At 64.1% G+C, this 14,422-nt stretch carries 14 protein-coding genes; 4 read left to right on the top strand and 10 right to left on the bottom strand.

Features of this window, described 5'->3' with window-relative positions; all coding sequences use genetic code 11:
* Nucleotides 1-34: 34 nt before the first annotated feature.
* The 10 genes from LPA35_RS02805 to LPA35_RS02760 all read right to left on the bottom strand — a co-directional run bounded on the left by LPA35_RS02805 (nucleotide 35) and on the right by LPA35_RS02760 (nucleotide 9,087).
* On the bottom strand, nucleotides 35-859 hold the full coding sequence (locus LPA35_RS02805) for an HNH endonuclease (RefSeq protein WP_228894907.1): 825 nt from the start codon (nucleotides 857-859) through the stop codon (nucleotides 35-37).
* Between the two features lie 151 nt (nucleotides 860-1,010).
* Entirely contained in the window at nucleotides 1,011-1,289 is a 279-nt protein-coding gene (locus LPA35_RS02800; protein ID WP_228894906.1) for a hypothetical protein, read from the bottom strand.
* Between the two features lie 465 nt (nucleotides 1,290-1,754).
* Nucleotides 1,755-1,970: a molybdopterin-binding protein gene (locus LPA35_RS02795; RefSeq protein ID WP_055393898.1), complete on the bottom strand. Its 216-nt coding sequence runs from the start codon at nucleotides 1,968-1,970 to the stop codon at nucleotides 1,755-1,757.
* 77 nt (nucleotides 1,971-2,047) lie between these two features.
* Entirely contained in the window at nucleotides 2,048-2,857 is an 810-nt protein-coding gene (locus tag LPA35_RS02790) for an ATP-binding cassette domain-containing protein (protein WP_228894905.1), read from the bottom strand.
* Between the two features lie 198 nt (nucleotides 2,858-3,055).
* Nucleotides 3,056-3,919: an aliphatic sulfonate ABC transporter permease SsuC gene (ssuC, locus tag LPA35_RS02785; RefSeq protein ID WP_228894904.1), complete on the bottom strand. Its 864-nt coding sequence runs from the start codon at nucleotides 3,917-3,919 to the stop codon at nucleotides 3,056-3,058.
* A 24-nt stretch (nucleotides 3,920-3,943) separates the two neighbouring features.
* Nucleotides 3,944-5,122 carry an FMNH2-dependent alkanesulfonate monooxygenase gene (ssuD, locus tag LPA35_RS02780; RefSeq protein ID WP_121506674.1) on the bottom strand — a complete coding sequence of 393 codons (1,179 nt, stop codon included), beginning with the start codon at nucleotides 5,120-5,122 and terminating at the stop codon, nucleotides 3,944-3,946.
* A 52-nt stretch (nucleotides 5,123-5,174) separates the two neighbouring features.
* Nucleotides 5,175-6,194, bottom strand: coding sequence for a sulfonate ABC transporter substrate-binding protein (locus LPA35_RS02775; RefSeq protein ID WP_228894903.1), 1,020 nt, complete (start codon nucleotides 6,192-6,194; stop codon nucleotides 5,175-5,177).
* A 26-nt stretch (nucleotides 6,195-6,220) separates the two neighbouring features.
* A complete protein-coding gene (locus tag LPA35_RS02770; RefSeq protein WP_228894902.1) occupies nucleotides 6,221-7,189 on the bottom strand; it encodes a sulfonate ABC transporter substrate-binding protein in 969 nt (322 codons plus the stop codon).
* 171 nt (nucleotides 7,190-7,360) lie between these two features.
* The gene (gene ssuE, locus LPA35_RS02765) at nucleotides 7,361-7,951 is read right to left on the bottom strand and encodes an NADPH-dependent FMN reductase (protein ID WP_228894900.1); all 591 of its coding nucleotides are present in this window, start codon (nucleotides 7,949-7,951) and stop codon (nucleotides 7,361-7,363) included.
* A gap of 113 nt (nucleotides 7,952-8,064) precedes the next feature.
* A complete protein-coding gene (locus tag LPA35_RS02760; protein ID WP_228894899.1) occupies nucleotides 8,065-9,087 on the bottom strand; it encodes a sulfate ABC transporter substrate-binding protein in 1,023 nt (340 codons plus the stop codon).
* A gap of 158 nt (nucleotides 9,088-9,245) precedes the next feature.
* Here LPA35_RS02760 and LPA35_RS02755 point away from each other — a divergent pair, with 158 nt between their 5' ends.
* From LPA35_RS02755 to LPA35_RS02740, 4 genes are all read left to right on the top strand, one after another.
* The gene (locus LPA35_RS02755) at nucleotides 9,246-9,518 is read left to right on the top strand and encodes an oxidative damage protection protein (protein ID WP_015013765.1); all 273 of its coding nucleotides are present in this window, start codon (nucleotides 9,246-9,248) and stop codon (nucleotides 9,516-9,518) included.
* Nucleotides 9,519-9,711: 193 nt separating this feature from the next.
* A complete protein-coding gene (gene mnmC / locus LPA35_RS02750) occupies nucleotides 9,712-11,682 on the top strand; it encodes an FAD-dependent 5-carboxymethylaminomethyl-2-thiouridine(34) oxidoreductase MnmC (RefSeq protein ID WP_228894898.1) in 1,971 nt (656 codons plus the stop codon).
* A gap of 113 nt (nucleotides 11,683-11,795) precedes the next feature.
* Nucleotides 11,796-12,599 (top strand): sulfite exporter TauE/SafE family protein, encoded by an 804-nt coding sequence (locus LPA35_RS02745; protein ID WP_055393880.1) that lies wholly within the window; start codon nucleotides 11,796-11,798, stop codon nucleotides 12,597-12,599.
* A 29-nt stretch (nucleotides 12,600-12,628) separates the two neighbouring features.
* Nucleotides 12,629-14,413 carry a nitrite/sulfite reductase gene (locus tag LPA35_RS02740; RefSeq protein WP_176885708.1) on the top strand — a complete coding sequence of 595 codons (1,785 nt, stop codon included), beginning with the start codon at nucleotides 12,629-12,631 and terminating at the stop codon, nucleotides 14,411-14,413.
* Nucleotides 14,414-14,422: the final 9 nt, after the last annotated feature.

Raw genomic sequence — 14,422 nt, 5'->3', positions numbered from 1 at the left:
CCAGCGACCGAAGGGATCGAGGTTGAGCGCCATGTTAGGTTTCAATTTTCACCAATTGGGATAGGTAGTCCCGAAGATTGGATTGGCGAAATTGCCTTGGTTTCAAATCGATATCAATAACGGCACCGAGTTCAAAATCGCCCCCAATGGGAAAACGCTCAGGGTCTTTAGCAACGTTGAAATACCAGCGATAGAAGCCAGAAAGAATTGAACACCCCAAAATGACCTCTGAGGTTGTATGCAGTGTAAATACAAAGTTCTTATCGGGTTGACCGAGTACCGCGTCGAACCACGGAGGAAGCACGCTTGCTGTTTGTAGTGACTTAGGCCACGAAAGCGCCCAAAAGCTTTTTCCTCCATTGGAGCTCACCATGAACTTCAGGTCATCGATAGGCGTGGATGAGTTCATTAAGGACCGGAGCTCATTGTGATAACCGTGGTTCCGAAATGTGTCGCCAAAAAGAAACGTCGAAGTGCCAAGCGCTAACTTTGCGCCAAAGGACAAGATGAGGTTCTCATCGAAGTTGAAGTTCGATGTAAGACTGTCACTTGATTGTGGGGTCAGCGAGAGATTTAGACCGTGAGGATTCAAACTTCTGTACGTTATGAATTTGATTTCCTCATTGGTCAGATCCAGTGTTCCATTCATCCCTTTGTGATGTGCGGGCCAACGTACGATCGGATCGCGCTTCGTATGCCCCAAGAGCCCGTAATGTCGCCTGGCTGAGGCTACAAGTGGGTTCGAAGATATAGCGGCATCAAGTTTGTTTCCAAGCTCAGAGTTTCTTACTCGCTCGACCGGAATCGTAAATTGATTGTGACCACCCAAAGAAAGCGGAATTACATGTTCATCATTCATCTCGGCCAAGTCGAGATGTTGATCTGTGTATGGGCACCACTGAGTCTGCATGTTTTGAAACCTAACAAATTTGTTCAGCCGCGCCGTGAGGCGTCGGCTGGAACTGAAGGTTAGGCAGCAAAACCAGGAAGCACGAGATTGACACCGCATCTCACCCTATGGATGTCCATCCCGAGCCCGGGTGCTCTGCCATAACCCTATTGAGCATTTCCACCACATCGGTGCGACTCACAAGTTGCCCTTTGGTCACTGGCTCGTCGGTGAGGCGGCTGATGAAGTATTGACGTCCCTGTTCGCTTAAAGAGTATTGCCCGTCGCTATGGCGTTGAAGTCGACCGGACTCAAGGTGGGTCCTGAAGTTGCCCATGAATAAGGAGAGGTCGAAGCGCTCTCCGGCCATTAATCCAGTTGCTTCGAGAATTGCCTGCATATAAGCCCGCATGCTCCGCGAGTTTGCGGGAGGAGGAACTATTAACTTATTGAGCTGCAACACATCACTCTCCCTGTTTTGACTAACGTAATGTATCTCGCAGAACTTGCGGGATAAGCTGGGCCGCTCGGGATATTCTGGACACTGGTTCCTCCTGAAAGTGGCTTGCCGTCTGGGTTTTCGGTCAATGCACTGAGCAAATACTCAAGTATAAAAATTCCGACAAACCCGGCATGCATTTTTTGCCGCTGCTATAACTTTGGCATTCGGCAGGCTGAACTTCTGGTGCGCGCCGCTGCCAATGGTACGTCCTGCAAATTGCACGTCAAAAACCCTGTGGCGGGATGTTCAAAACCGCCTCTCGGTCAAGCGATCCAAACAAGACTCCCATTTTTATAGCTGCCAACGCTTATCCACAAAGCGCTGGAGCCCGATTTCATTTAAATTTTTCGCCCCTCGCTTGCCTCACAGCTTCGCAATCGACACCTCGGTGGACTTGACCAGCGCGACCACGTCGGAGCCGACGATGAGGCCTAGGTCGTCCACCGAGCGGGTGGTGATGACCGAGGTGACGACGCCCCATGGCGTCTCGACATCGACCTCGGAGACGACGTCGCCGCGAATGATTTCGCGGACCTTGCCCTTGAACTGGTTGCGTACGTTGATGGCTTGAATGGACATGGGGTTCTCCTTGAATAGTCCGTTGAAAAAGAGGTCAGAGAAAGAAAAACAAGCAAACGAAAAGAGAGAGAGAGAAATCAGACCGCCCAGCGCAAGCCATGCGCAGGCACGCCGGGCCAGGAAACCTCGTGCGCAGGCTCCCCCTCGGGCTTTTGCAGCACCCGGTCGAGGATGCGTTTCTCGATGGCGGCAAACGCGGCGTCGCCATGTGCACGCGGGCGTGGCAGGTCGATGCGCTGGTCCAGCGCGATCTGGCCGTCTTCGATCAGGATCACGCGGTCGGCCAGAGCCACGGCCTCTTGCACATCGTGGGTGACCAGCAGCGCGGTGAAGCCGCTGCTGCGCCACAGGCCTTCGATGAGGCGGTGCATCTCTATGCGGGTGAGCGCATCCAGCGCGCCCAATGGTTCATCGAGCAGCAGAAGGCGCGGGTTGTGCACCAGGGCACGCGCCAGGGCCACGCGTTGGCGCTGACCGCCGGACAGGCGCGCGGGCCATTCGCCGAGCCGATCCCCCAGGCCCACGCGGGCCAGCACATCGGCCGCTGCGCCACGCTGCGCGGGCGGCAGGCCCAGGGCCACGTTGTCCTGCACGCGTTTCCAGGGCAAGAGGCGCGAGTCCTGAAACATGATGCGGGTGTCGCCGCTCAGGCCTGCAACGTCCTGGCCATCGAGGCGGATCGCGCCGCCGGAGACAGGTTCAAGCCCCGCCACCAGGCGCAGCAGCGTGCTCTTGCCGCAGCCGCTGCGGCCCACAATGGCGACGAACTGGCCGGGCTCGATCACCAGCTCGGTCTTCTTGAGCACGTCGCGCGTGCCGTAGCGTTTGTCCACGCCGCGCACTTCCAGGCGCACGCCCTGGGGTTGTAAAGATAAATTAGTGGTCAAAATTGCCTCCTGCGCTTATCTATCAAGCGCCAGCAGCTATAAAAATGAGAGTAATTGGGCGCGGTGGCTGCACTGGGCGCGACCCAATGCGAGGGACGCCGCGCAAGGGCCGCCCCGCCGCGCTGGCGTCGTCCCCCTTCCCGAATCGCATAGCGATTCGAGAGAAGGGGGAAGCCGCGTAGCGGCTCAGGGGGATGCTCATGCCTGATACCCGGGATGCCACCTCAGCCAGTAGCGCTCCAACCCCTTGGCGAAGACGTCGGCCAGCTTGCCCAGCAGCGCATACAGCAGGATGCCCACGAGCACGATGTCGGTCTGCAGGAACTCCCGCGCGTTCATCGTGAGGTAGCCGATGCCCGCCTGCGCCGAGATGGTCTCGGCCACGATCAGGATCACCCACATCAAACCGAGCGAGAAGCGCAGCCCCACCAGGATGCTGGAGAGCGCCCCGGGCAGGATGATCTGCCGGTAGAGCTGCCAGCGGCCAAGGCCATAGGTGCGGCCCATCTCGATCAGCCCCGGATCCACATTGCGGATGCCGTGAAAGGTGTTGAGGTAGATGGGGAAGAACACCGACACGCTGATGAGGAACAGCTTGGCCGATTCGTCGATGCCGAACCACAGGATCACCAGCGGGATCAGCGCCAACGCAGGGATGTTGCGCACCATCTGGATGGTGGAGTCGAGCAGCGTTTCGAACAGCTTGACCGAGCCGGTGAGCAGGCCCAGCGCCAGGCCCAGGCCGCCGCCAACGGCAAGCCCGGCCAGCGCGCGGCCCGCGCTGACCTGGACGTGGGTCCACAGCTCGCCCGAAGCGGCCAGCGTCCACGCGGCCTTGACGACCTCGAGCGGTGCAGGCAACACGCGGGTAGACAACCAGCCCTGTGACGATGCGATTTGCCACAGCGCGATGAGGCCGATGGGCACGGCCCAGGGCAAGAGGCGCTGTGCGACGCTGGCGAGAAAGCGGGCCACGGGTGCGGGAAAAAACGGCCCTTCGATGGGCAGGTCCACGGCGTCGGCCACCGGGGATACCTGCAGTTCTCTTGCGGTGTGTGTCATGGAGAGTTCCGGTTCGGGGACAAGTCAGCTTTGCGACGCGCGCGGCACAAAGTCATTGGCCACGGTTTCGCCAAACGGGCCCAGCGGGTTGCCAAACAAGGGATTGCCGCTGGCCAGCTGGTTGCGCAGCGGCAGGGGCAGCAGCGGGAACACCAGCTCGGCAAAGCGGTAGGCCTCGTCCAGGTGCGGGTAGCCCGACAGCACGAAGGTGTCGAGCCCCAGCGCGGCGTATTCCTCGATGCGTGCAGCCACCGTTTGCGGGTCGCCCACCAGGGCCGTGCCCGCGCCACCACGCACCAGTCCCACGCCGGCCCACAGATTGGGGCTGATTTCCAGGTCCTTGCGGCTGCGCTTGGCACCACCAGCGTGCAAGGCGGCCATGCGGCGCTGGCCTTCGGAGTCCATGCGCGCAAACACGGCCTGGGCGCGCACCACGGTGTCGTCATCCACATGGCTGATGAGTTCCTCGGCTGCGGCCCAGGCCTGCTCATCGGTCTCGCGCACGATGACGTGCAGGCGGATGCCGAAGTTGACGGTGCGGCCATGTTTGGCGGCGCGCGCGCGCACGTCTGCCACTTTTTTGGCGACTTCAGCCGGTGGCTCGCCCCATGTCAGATAGGTTTCCACCTGCTCGGCCGCCAGGTCGTGTGCGGCGGGCGACGAGCCGCCAAAGTACACGGGCGGGTGGGGCTGCTGCAGCGGCGGAAAGAGCAGCTTGGCCCCTTTCACCGAGAGGTGCTGGCCTTCAAAGTCCAGGCTCTCGCCCCGGTGGCTGCGCGCCAGAATCTCGCGCCAGATGCGGATGAACTCGGCCGACTGTTCGTAGCGCGTGGCGTGGTCCAGGAACACGCCGTCGCCCTCCAGCTCGGCCTGGTCGCCGCCTGTGACCAGGTTGATGAGCAGGCGCCCGCCCGAAAGCCGGTCGAACGTGGCCGCCATGCGCGCAGCCAGCGCGGGCTGGTGCAGGCCGGGGCGCACGGCCACCAAAAACTTGAGGTTGCGCGTGACGGGCAGCAGGCTCGCAGCCACCACCCACGGGTCTTCGCACGAGCGGCCGGTGGGGATGAGCACGCCTTCGTAGCCCAGGCTGTCGGCCGCCACCGCGACCTGCTTGAGGTAGTCGTGGTTGAGCTGGCGTGCGCCTTTGGCGGTGCCCAGGTAGCGGCTGTCGCCGTGGGTGGGAATGAACCAGAAAATTTTCATGAATGCCTCGGGGTAGATATGGGTTGGATGCGGTGGATGTGGCGGATGTGACTCAGGGCTTGGCGGTGGCAGCGGCCAGTTGCGCAGCCGCAGGTCGCCACACGATGTCGGCCACGTTCACAGGCTTGGGAATCAGGCCGAGCTTGAAAAACGCATCGGCCACACGCTGCTGGTCAGCCACGGTGGCGGTGCTGAGCAGGCCCACGGGTGACGACGGACGGCGCTGGATGAACAGGCTCACCACGCCAGCGTCCAGGCCGCTGAAGTCGGCAATGAGCTTGATCGCGTCCTTGCGCGCCTCTTGCGCCAAGCGGTCGGCGCGGCTTAGTTCTTCAAACAGCACGCGCAGTACCTGGGGATGGGCCTGCACGAAGGGGCGGGCCGCCAGGTAGAAGGAGTTGTTGCTGCTGGCCAGGTCGCGCCCCGTGGCCAGCACGCGGGGCTGGATGGCCAGCTCGGTGGCAGCGTAGAACGGGTCCCAGATGGCCCAGGCGTCCACGCTTTTGCGCTCGAACGCGGCGCGCGCGTCGGCCGGAGCCAGGTACACGGGCTGGATGTCGGCCCACTGCAGCCCTGCCTTTTCGACTGCGCGCACCAGCAGGTAGTGGGCGCTGCTGCCCTTTTGCACGGCAATGCGGCGGCCCTTGAGGTCGGCCAGCTTGCGCAGGGGCGAATCGTTGAGTACCAGCAGCGCGGAGCTGTCGGGCTTGGGTGGCTCGGCGCCCACGTAGAGCAGGTCTTTGCCAGCGGCCTGGGCAAACACGGGGGGCGAGTCGCCGGTCAGGCCGAATTCGAGGCTGCCAACCGACAGCGCCTCCAGCAGCTGCGGCCCAGCCGGGAACTCCAGCCAGCTGATTCGCGTGCCCGGAAAGCGCTTTTCCAGCACGCCCTGCTGCTTCAGGATGACGAGGTTGACGGCCGACTTCTGATAACCAATGCGCAGTTGCTCAGGCCCTTGCACGGCTGCGCTTTGCGCGTGGGCATAGCGGCTGGCCAGCGCCCAGCAGAAAGCGGTAACGCCCAGCAGCTGCAGTGCGCGGCGGCGCTCTGCGTTGACGGTGAGGTGGGTCATGGCGATGTGTCCTTTCATGGCCCGGGTCACAGCAGATCAACCGGCGCGGCGTGCAGCAGGTTGAGCTTTTTGGGGATGAGCTTGAGGTCGAAGAAGGTGTCGGCAATCGCCTGCTGCTCAGCCAGGATCTCGCGCGTGACGGGCGCGGTGCCGAAGCGGGCGCGGCTCAGGTACAGGTCGGTGATGGACTTGTCCAGACCCAGCACGGCCGACAGCTCGGCCGCCGCGGCCTCCTTGTTTTTGGACGCCCAGGTGTCGATGGCGTTGACCTCTTCGATGGCAATGCGCAGCACGTCGGCGTTCCTGGTGGCGAAGTCGCGCGAGGTGAAGTAGTAGGCGCGGTTGTTGACCACGCCCGTGGCATCGACCAGCAGGCGCGCATCGAGTTGCTTTTGCGCGGCGGCGAGGAAGGGGTCCCAGATGATCCAGGCATCGATCGCACCGCGTTCAAACGCGGCCCGCGCGTCGGCCGGGGCCAGGAAGATGGATTGCACGTCGCCGTACTTCAGGCCGTTCTTCTCCAGCAGCTTGACCAGGAAGTACTGCACGTTGGAGCCCTTGTTGTAGGCCACGCGCTTGCCCTTGAGGTCGGCCACGCTGCGGATGGGCGAATCCTTGGGCACGATCACGGCCTCCAGTGCGGGGCGCGGCACGGTGGCACCGGCATAGACCAGCGGCGCGCCAGCGGCCTGGGCAAAGATGGGCGGGGCTTCGCCCACGTCGCCGAAGTCGATGGAGCCGACATTGAGGGCTTCGAGCTGCACGGGGCCCGCGTTGAACTCGGTCCAGGTCACCTTCACGCCCAGCGGGGCGAGGCGCTTTTCGAGCGTGCCACGGCCCTTGAGGATGGAGAGCCAGCCCTTTTGGTGGCCCACGCGCAACACGCGGCCAGCGTTTTGCGACCAGGCCTGGGGCGCTGCGACCGTTGCCGTAGTGGCGGCAACCGCAGCCAGCAGTTGGCGGCGTTGCAGGGAGAAGCGGTTCAGTTCGTTCATGGTGCGGATTCCAGATTCAAAACAGGTGATGGATGGGCGAGCGGGCTGGGTTGGCAGCAGGCGGCACACCGCCCTGCCCGCGCACCCGGCGCAGCAACAAAATCAAAAAAGGACGAAGGGGGAGGAAGGCAGGCGCTGGCACCACGGCAGGGCCGCAGCGCCAGGCCGGTGTCAGACGCTACATCGCACCTGCGAGAACGGCACCGGCGCAAACCGCGTGGCCTGAGCGGGCGATGGGCGCAGGGTTTCGGTCACGAGCACATTCACCGCGTCGTCCAGCCGCGTGGCAATGTCGGCCTGCACGTGGTAGCTGCCCTCGGGCGTCAGCGTGACCTGGGCGTCGGTGGCGTAGATGCCAGGCAGGATGCTTTTGGCACCCAGCGACTGCAGCACGGGCCGCAGCGCGTAGTCGAGCGCCAGCATGTGGTGCGGGCTGCCGCCCGTGGCCAGGGGCAGCACAGTCTTGCCCTTGAGGGCCGTTTGCGGCAGCAGGTCCAGAAACACCTTGAGCACGCCGCTGTAGGCCGCCTTATAGACCGGGGTGGCCACGACCAGCACGCTGGCATCCGCCACCTGGTCGATGGCATGCACCACCGTGGGGTGGCCAAAGTCGGCCAGCAGCAGCGCCTGGGGCGAGAGGTCGCGGATGTGGATGCGGTCCACCAGCGCACCACGCACCGAGAGGCGCTGGGCCACGGCATCCAGCAGGGCGGCGGAGCGGGAACGCTCGGAGGGGCTACCGGCGATGAGAAGAGCGGACATAAGAGAGGATTCCAGAGGGCGTGGTCAGACCAGCGCCACCCTGGATCCGGCTTCGCCGGTCCAGCGGTGGCGCCCCTTGAGGGGAGGCGGCCGCAGGCCGCTTCGGGGTGAGCCTATTTTTTGGTGTAGATCTGGTCAAAGCTCGCGTTGTCCGCAAAGTGGTCCTTGGCCGCCTTGTCCCAGCCACCGAACGCGTCGTTGATGGTGAACAGGTTCAACTTGGGGAACTGCTTGGCGTACTTGGCCTTGGCCTTTTCGGACACGGCGGGGCGGTAGAAGTGCTTGCCCGCAATGTCCTGGCCTTCTTCGGTGTAGAGGTACTGCAGATAGGCCTCGGCCACGGCACGGGTGCCCTTCTTGTCCACGTTCTTGTCTACCACCGACACGGCGGGTTCGGCCAGGATGGAGATCGACGGCGCGATCACGTCGAACTTGGTGCCGAACTCCTTTTCGAGCAGGTAGGCCTCGTTCTCCCAGGCGATCAGCACGTCACCCTGGTTGCGCTGCGCGAAGGTGATGGTGGAGCCGCGTGCGCCGGTGTCGAGCACGGGCACGTTACCGTACAGCTTGGCCACGAAGTCCTTGGCCTTGGCGTCACCGCCGTACTTCCGCTTGGCGAATTCCCACGCGGCCAGGTAGTTCCAGCGCGCGCCGCCCGAGGTCTTGGGGTTGGGCGTGATCACCTTCACATCGGCGCGCACCAGATCGTCCCAGTCCTTGATGCCCTTCGGGTTGCCCTGGCGCACCACCAGCACGATGGTGCTGGTGTAGGGCGAGCTGTTGTGCGGCAAGCGCTTTTGCCAGTCTTTCGGAATCCAGCCACCATTGGTGTGCAGCGCATCGGTGTCGCCCGCCAGGGCCAGCGTGGCCACGTCGGCGTCCAGCCCGTCGATGATGGAGCGCGCCTGCTTGCCCGAGCCGCCGTGGCTTTGCTTGATGGTCACGTCCTGGCCTGTCTTGGCCTTCCAGTGCTTGGCAAACGCCTGGTTGAACTCCACGTACAGCTCGCGCGTCGGGTCGTACGACACATTGAGCAGCGTCACAGACTGTGCAAACGACGGCAATGCCGTCAGGGCCAAACTGCCTACCAGGGCGGCGGCGAAGGGAAACTTGATAAAGTCGCGGCGAAAGTTCATGGAAGGGCCTCTTTTTAAGAATGTGTTGCGGTGCAAATCACCGATGGAACGCATTCTGGAAGGCCCCCTTCAAAACTGGAACTACTGAGATTTCAGTTCTTAATATCCAAATCATCTGAGCGAAGCCTTTTTCGCTCGCCCCACACCAAGGACATCCCATGGCACGCACCGTTCAATGCATCAAGCTCGGCAAGGAAGCCGAAGGCCTCGACTTCCCCCCCTACCCCGGCGAACTGGGCAAACGCATCTGGGAAAGCGTGAGCAAGGAAGCCTGGGCAGGCTGGCTCAAGCACCAGACCATGCTGGTCAATGAAAACCGCCTGAACCTGGCCGATGCGCGCGCCCGCCAGTACCTGGCGCGCCAGATGGAGAATCACTTTTTCGGCAGCGGTGCAGATGCCGCGGCGGGATACGTCCCGCCCAGTGCGTAATGGAGCAAAGCGCAGTGCAGCGCTGCAAAAAGTGGTTTCGCTAAAACCACTTTTTTGGCAGCGGTGCTGACGCTGCGGCGGGATATGTCCCGCCCGGCGCGTGACACAGCGCAACGCACCCTGGAGCGGTTCGCGGTAAAAACCGCCTTCTCTTTCCAACAGGCCGGCGCCACGCCGGCCTTCTGCCGTTCCCATGACTGAACCCATCGAGTGGCTGCCGGACGGCACCCCCTACAGCCCCCGCTTCGGCGACCGCTACCACAGCGAAAACGGCGGCCTCACCCAGGCCCTCCGGGTGTTTCTGCACGGCTGTGGCCTGCCCGAGGCCTGGGCGGGGCAGCCGCAATGGCGCATTCTGGAGACAGGGTTTGGCTTTGGCCTGAATTTCCTGGTGACCTGGGCCGCGTGGCGGGCCGACCCGCAGCGCCCCACGCTGCTGCATTTCGTATCGACAGAAGCCTGGCCCGTGAGTGCAGCCGATCTGCTGCGTGCCACCGCGGTCCACCCTGAGCTGGCGCCGCTGGCTGAGGCATTGCACCGCCAGTGGTGGGGCCTGCTGCCGGGCATGCACCGCCTGCGTTTTGACGAGGGCCGGGTGCTGCTCACCCTGTATGTGGGCGACACCCAGGCCATGCTGCGCCAGCAGAACCTGACGGTGGATTCCATCTACCTCGATGGCTTCAGCCCCCAGCGCAATCCCGAGATCTGGGACCCGCACACTCTGAAGGCCGTGGCGCGCTGTTGCCGGCGCGGTACACAGCTCGCCACGTGGACCATCGCACGCGCCGTGCGCGATGGCCTGGCGCAATTTGGCTTTGAAGTGAACCGCGTGCCCGGCGTGCCGCCCAAGCGCGACAACCTGCACGCCACCTACAACCCACGCTGGGAGCCGCGCACCACGCGCCAGCCTGTGGCCACGCCCGAACCCGCCCTGCCCGGCCCCTGCATCGTGATCGGCGGCGGCATTGCAGGCGCCGCCACCGCCGCCAGTCTGGCCCGGCGCGGCTGGCAGGTCACAGTGCTGGACCAGGCCCCCGAGCCCGCCGCAGGTGCATCGGCCCTGCCCGCCGGGGTGTTTGCGCCCCATGTGTCGCCCGACGACAGCGTGCTGTCGCGCCTGTCGCGCAGCGGCATCCGCACCACGCTGGAGCAGGCCCGCTGGCTGCTGAGCGAGGGCGTGGACTGGGACCCTTGCGGCGTGCTGGAGCATCGCACCGATGGCACGCCCGGCCTGTCGCCCGGTTGGTGGGATGGCCCAGGCGCCGCCTGGAGCGAGCCTGCGTCCCCCACCGCCCTGGCTGCCGCCCAGCTACCGCCCGATGCCACCGCCTGCTGGCACCACCAGGCAGGCTGGGTGCGCCCTGCCCGCCTGGCCACGGCCTTGCTGGCGCAGCCCGGCATACGCTGGCAAGGGAGGTGCCAGGTGGCACAGCTACGACGCGCAGAGCCCCCCGCCGCCGATGACCACCCGGCCACCACGGTCTGGCAGGCGCTGGATGCCCAGGGCCAGGTGCTGGCCGAGGCACCCACGGTGGTCATTGCGGCGGGCGCTGGCAGTCTGGAGCTGCTCAACCACCGCTGGCCTTTGCAGCCGGTTCGGGGGCAGGTGTCGTGGGGGGACCATGCAGACCCTGCGGCGCCGCTGCTGCCGTTTCCGGCCAACGGCAACGGCAACCTGGTGCCCCGCTTTCCGCTCGGCGGCGATGCGGGTGGCCGCCAGGGCTGGGGTTGGGTAATGGGCTCCACGTTTGAGCGGGATGTGCAGGCCCTGCCGCCCAGCGCCGCCGACGTTCAGGCAGCCCATGCCACCAACTGGGGCAAGTTGCAGGCACTGCTGCCCGCAATAGCACCGCAATTGGCGCCCGCGTTCCACCAAGCGTCGCTCGCTCCCCCCACCGCAGCGTCAGAACCCGAAGGGGGGCCAGCAGCGCCGCCTACCCTGAAAACCTGGGCAGCCGTGCGCTGCACCGCACCGGATCGCCTGCCCATCGTCGGCCCTGTGGACGCCACGGACCTTCCGGGCCTGTGGGTCAACACCGCCATGGGCGCGCGGGGGCTGACGCTGGCGCTGCTCTGTGGCGAGCTGCTGGCAGCCCGCCTGCAAGTCGAACCCCTGCCGCTAGACGCCAAGCTGGCCAGGGCGCTGGGTACCGAGCGCCTGTAAACGCCGAAAACGCGTAAAAAAACCGCGCCCAAACTTGCTTATAAGCAAATTGACATATCAGCAGAGCGAAACAATAGTTTGCTTCCATAAGCCTCTCCCCTACATTCGCACCCATGCATGAATTGGCGTTTGTTTTTGCGGGCTTTGCGGTCGGGCTGATTGTGGGCCTGACCGGCGTGGGCGGTGGCTCGCTGATGACGCCGATCCTGATTTTCTTCTTTGGCATCAAGCCCCACATGGCCGTGGGCACCGACCTGCTGTTCGCTGCCTTCACCAAGATGGGCGGCACCGTCAGCCTGGCCCGCCAGCGCCTGGTGCCCTGGAAAGTGGTGGGCCAGCTTTGCGCAGGCAGCATTCCGGCCGCGTTGCTGGCGCTGTGGGCGCTCAAGGTGATGGGCCCGGCCAGCAGCACCGCGCAGCGTGTGATGACCACCACCCTGGGTTTTGCCCTGCTGCTGACGGCAGCGGCCACGCTCTATAAGGTGGTGGCGTTTTCTGCCCAGCGCCAGGCGGCCGAAGCCGCAGCCCGCAAGAGCCACACGGGCGACCCCACACGCCCTCGCCACTGGAGCCTGCCCGTGCTGATGGGTGCCGTCATCGGTACGCTGGTCACCTTTACCTCGGTGGGCGCGGGCGCCATTGGCGTCACGGTGTTGCTGCTGGTCTACCCCATGCTGCCCCTGCCGCGCATCATTGGTGCCGACATTGCGTACGCCGTGCCCCTGACTCTGGTGGCGGGCCTCGGCCACGCCTCGCTGGGCTCGGTGGACTGGCCTTTGCTTGCACAATTGCTGGCTGGCTCACTGCCGGGCATCTGGCTGGGTTCGCGCCTGGTGACCCGCACGCCCGAGCGCCTGATTCGCTCCATCCTCTCGCTGTTGCTCGCCTGGGCGGGCTTCAAACTGATCTTGATTTGAGTTGCACGCACTGAACTGCACTGACCACGATGTACCAATACACAGAATTCGACCGACAATTTGTGCAACAGCGGGCACGGCAATTCCGTGACCAGCTCACGCGCTGGCAGACCGGCAAGCTGCCCGAAGACAACTTCCGCCCACTGCGCCTGCAAAACGGCTGGTATGTGCAGCGCTACGCCCCCATGCTGCGCGTGGCTGTGCCTTACGGTGAAATCGCCAGCCGCCAGTTGCGCGTGCTGGCCCAGATCGCCCGCGAATACGACGAGCCCGAAGCGGCCGTCTTCAAGGCCGCCATGGAAGGCCAGGGCAAGCTGGGCACCACCTTCCTGCCCAAGAACTGCGCCCACTTCACCACCCGCACCAATGTGCAGTTCAACTGGATTCCGCTGTCCAAAAGTGCGGATGTGATGGACCTGCTGGCCACTGTGGACATGCACGGCATCCAGACCAGCGGCAACTGCATCCGCAACACCACCACCGATGCCCTGGCCGGCATTGCCGTGGACGAGATCGTGGACCCGCGCCCCTATGCGGAAATCATCCGCCAGTGGACCACGCTGCACCCCGAATTCGCTTTTTTACCGCGCAAGTTCAAGATCGCCATCAGCGGTGCCAAGGACGACCGCGCCGCCACGGGCTGGCACGACGTGGGCCTGCACCTGCTCAAGAATGAGCAGGGCGAGATCGGCTTCAAGGTGTTTGTGGGCGGTGGCATGGGCCGCACGCCGGTGATTGGCACCGTAATCCGCGAGTTCCTGCCCTGGAACCAGATCATGAATTACATCGAGGCCATCGTGCGCGTGTACAACGAGCACGGCCGCCGCGACAACAAGTACAAGGCCCGCATCAAGATTTTGGTCAAGGCCGAAGGCCAGCAGTACATCGACGATGTGGAAGAAGAGTACCGCCAGATCGTCGAGATCGACGGTGGCCCCCACACCATTCCGCAGGCTGAGTTTGACCGCGTGGCGGCCTGCTTTGTGACGCCGAAGCTGGCCAACATTGCCGATGTGCCCCCCTCAGCACTGCAGGCATCGCTGGACGCACTGGCGGCAGAGCACGTGATGTTCGGCCGCTGGCTGCAGCGCAATGTGCACCCGCACCAAAACCCGCAACTGCGCGCCGTCACACTGTCGTTCAAGCGCCCCGGCCAGTCGCCGGGTGATGCCACCAGCGAACAACTGATCGCCCTGGCCGACCTGGTGGACAAATACTCCGCCGGAGAAGCCCGCGTGACGCACGACCAGAACGTGCTGCTGCCCTGGGTGCACGCCAGCCGCCTGTTTGACCTGTGGCAAGAGGCCAAGGCCCTGGGCCTGGCCAGTGCCAACGTGCAGTTGCTCACCGACATGATCGCCTGCCCCGGCGGCGACTTCTGCGCGCTGGCCAACGCCCGCTCGCTGCCGATTGCCGAGGCCATCACCCAGCGCTACCAGGACCTGGACGAGCTGGATGACATCGGCGAGATCGACCTGCACATCAGCGGCTGCATCAACAGCTGCGGCCACCACCACAGCGGCCATATCGGCATCCTGGGCGTCGATAAAGACGGCAAGGAGTGGTACCAGGTCACGCTGGGCGGCTCCGACGGCTCTGACCTGTCGGGCGCTGCCGTGGCCGGCAAAGTGATTGGCCCCTCGTTCTCGGCTGCCGAAGTGCCCGACGTGATCGAGGCTGTGCTCAGCACCTACCGCGACCTGCGCGAAAGTGGCGAGACCTTCCAGAACACCGTGCGCCGTACCGGCCTGGACCCGTTCAAGGAAGCCGCCAAGCTTGCCCGCCACAAAGACGAAACCCTGGCCACGGCCTAAGAGGCTGAG

Source organism: Acidovorax sp. Leaf73 (assembly GCF_916855635.1).
Taxonomy (GTDB): domain Bacteria; phylum Pseudomonadota; class Gammaproteobacteria; order Burkholderiales; family Burkholderiaceae_C; genus Acidovorax; species Acidovorax facilis.
This window is presented reverse-complemented; position numbering and strand designations above follow the sequence as displayed.

What these genes read in the sequence shown, in the direction of transcription:
- ssuC (WP_228894904.1), bottom strand. Translation starts at nt 3,919, where the DNA reads ATGACACACACCGCAAGAGAACTGCAGGTATCCCCGGTGGCCGACGCC.
- mnmC (WP_228894898.1), top strand. Translation starts at nt 9,712, where the DNA reads ATGACTGAACCCATCGAGTGGCTGCCGGACGGCACCCCCTACAGCCCC.
- LPA35_RS02745 (WP_055393880.1), top strand. Translation starts at nt 11,796, where the DNA reads ATGCATGAATTGGCGTTTGTTTTTGCGGGCTTTGCGGTCGGGCTGATT.
- LPA35_RS02760 (WP_228894899.1), bottom strand. Translation starts at nt 9,087, where the DNA reads ATGAACTTTCGCCGCGACTTTATCAAGTTTCCCTTCGCCGCCGCCCTG.
- LPA35_RS02770 (WP_228894902.1), bottom strand. Translation starts at nt 7,189, where the DNA reads ATGAACGAACTGAACCGCTTCTCCCTGCAACGCCGCCAACTGCTGGCT.
- LPA35_RS02740 (WP_176885708.1), top strand. Translation starts at nt 12,629, where the DNA reads ATGTACCAATACACAGAATTCGACCGACAATTTGTGCAACAGCGGGCA.
- ssuE (WP_228894900.1), bottom strand. Translation starts at nt 7,951, where the DNA reads ATGTCCGCTCTTCTCATCGCCGGTAGCCCCTCCGAGCGTTCCCGCTCC.
- LPA35_RS02800 (WP_228894906.1), bottom strand. Translation starts at nt 1,289, where the DNA reads ATGCAGGCAATTCTCGAAGCAACTGGATTAATGGCCGGAGAGCGCTTC.
- LPA35_RS02775 (WP_228894903.1), bottom strand. Translation starts at nt 6,194, where the DNA reads ATGACCCACCTCACCGTCAACGCAGAGCGCCGCCGCGCACTGCAGCTG.
- LPA35_RS02795 (WP_055393898.1), bottom strand. Translation starts at nt 1,970, where the DNA reads ATGTCCATTCAAGCCATCAACGTACGCAACCAGTTCAAGGGCAAGGTC.
- LPA35_RS02805 (WP_228894907.1), bottom strand. Translation starts at nt 859, where the DNA reads ATGAATGATGAACATGTAATTCCGCTTTCTTTGGGTGGTCACAATCAA.
- LPA35_RS02755 (WP_015013765.1), top strand. Translation starts at nt 9,246, where the DNA reads ATGGCACGCACCGTTCAATGCATCAAGCTCGGCAAGGAAGCCGAAGGC.
- ssuD (WP_121506674.1), bottom strand. Translation starts at nt 5,122, where the DNA reads ATGAAAATTTTCTGGTTCATTCCCACCCACGGCGACAGCCGCTACCTG.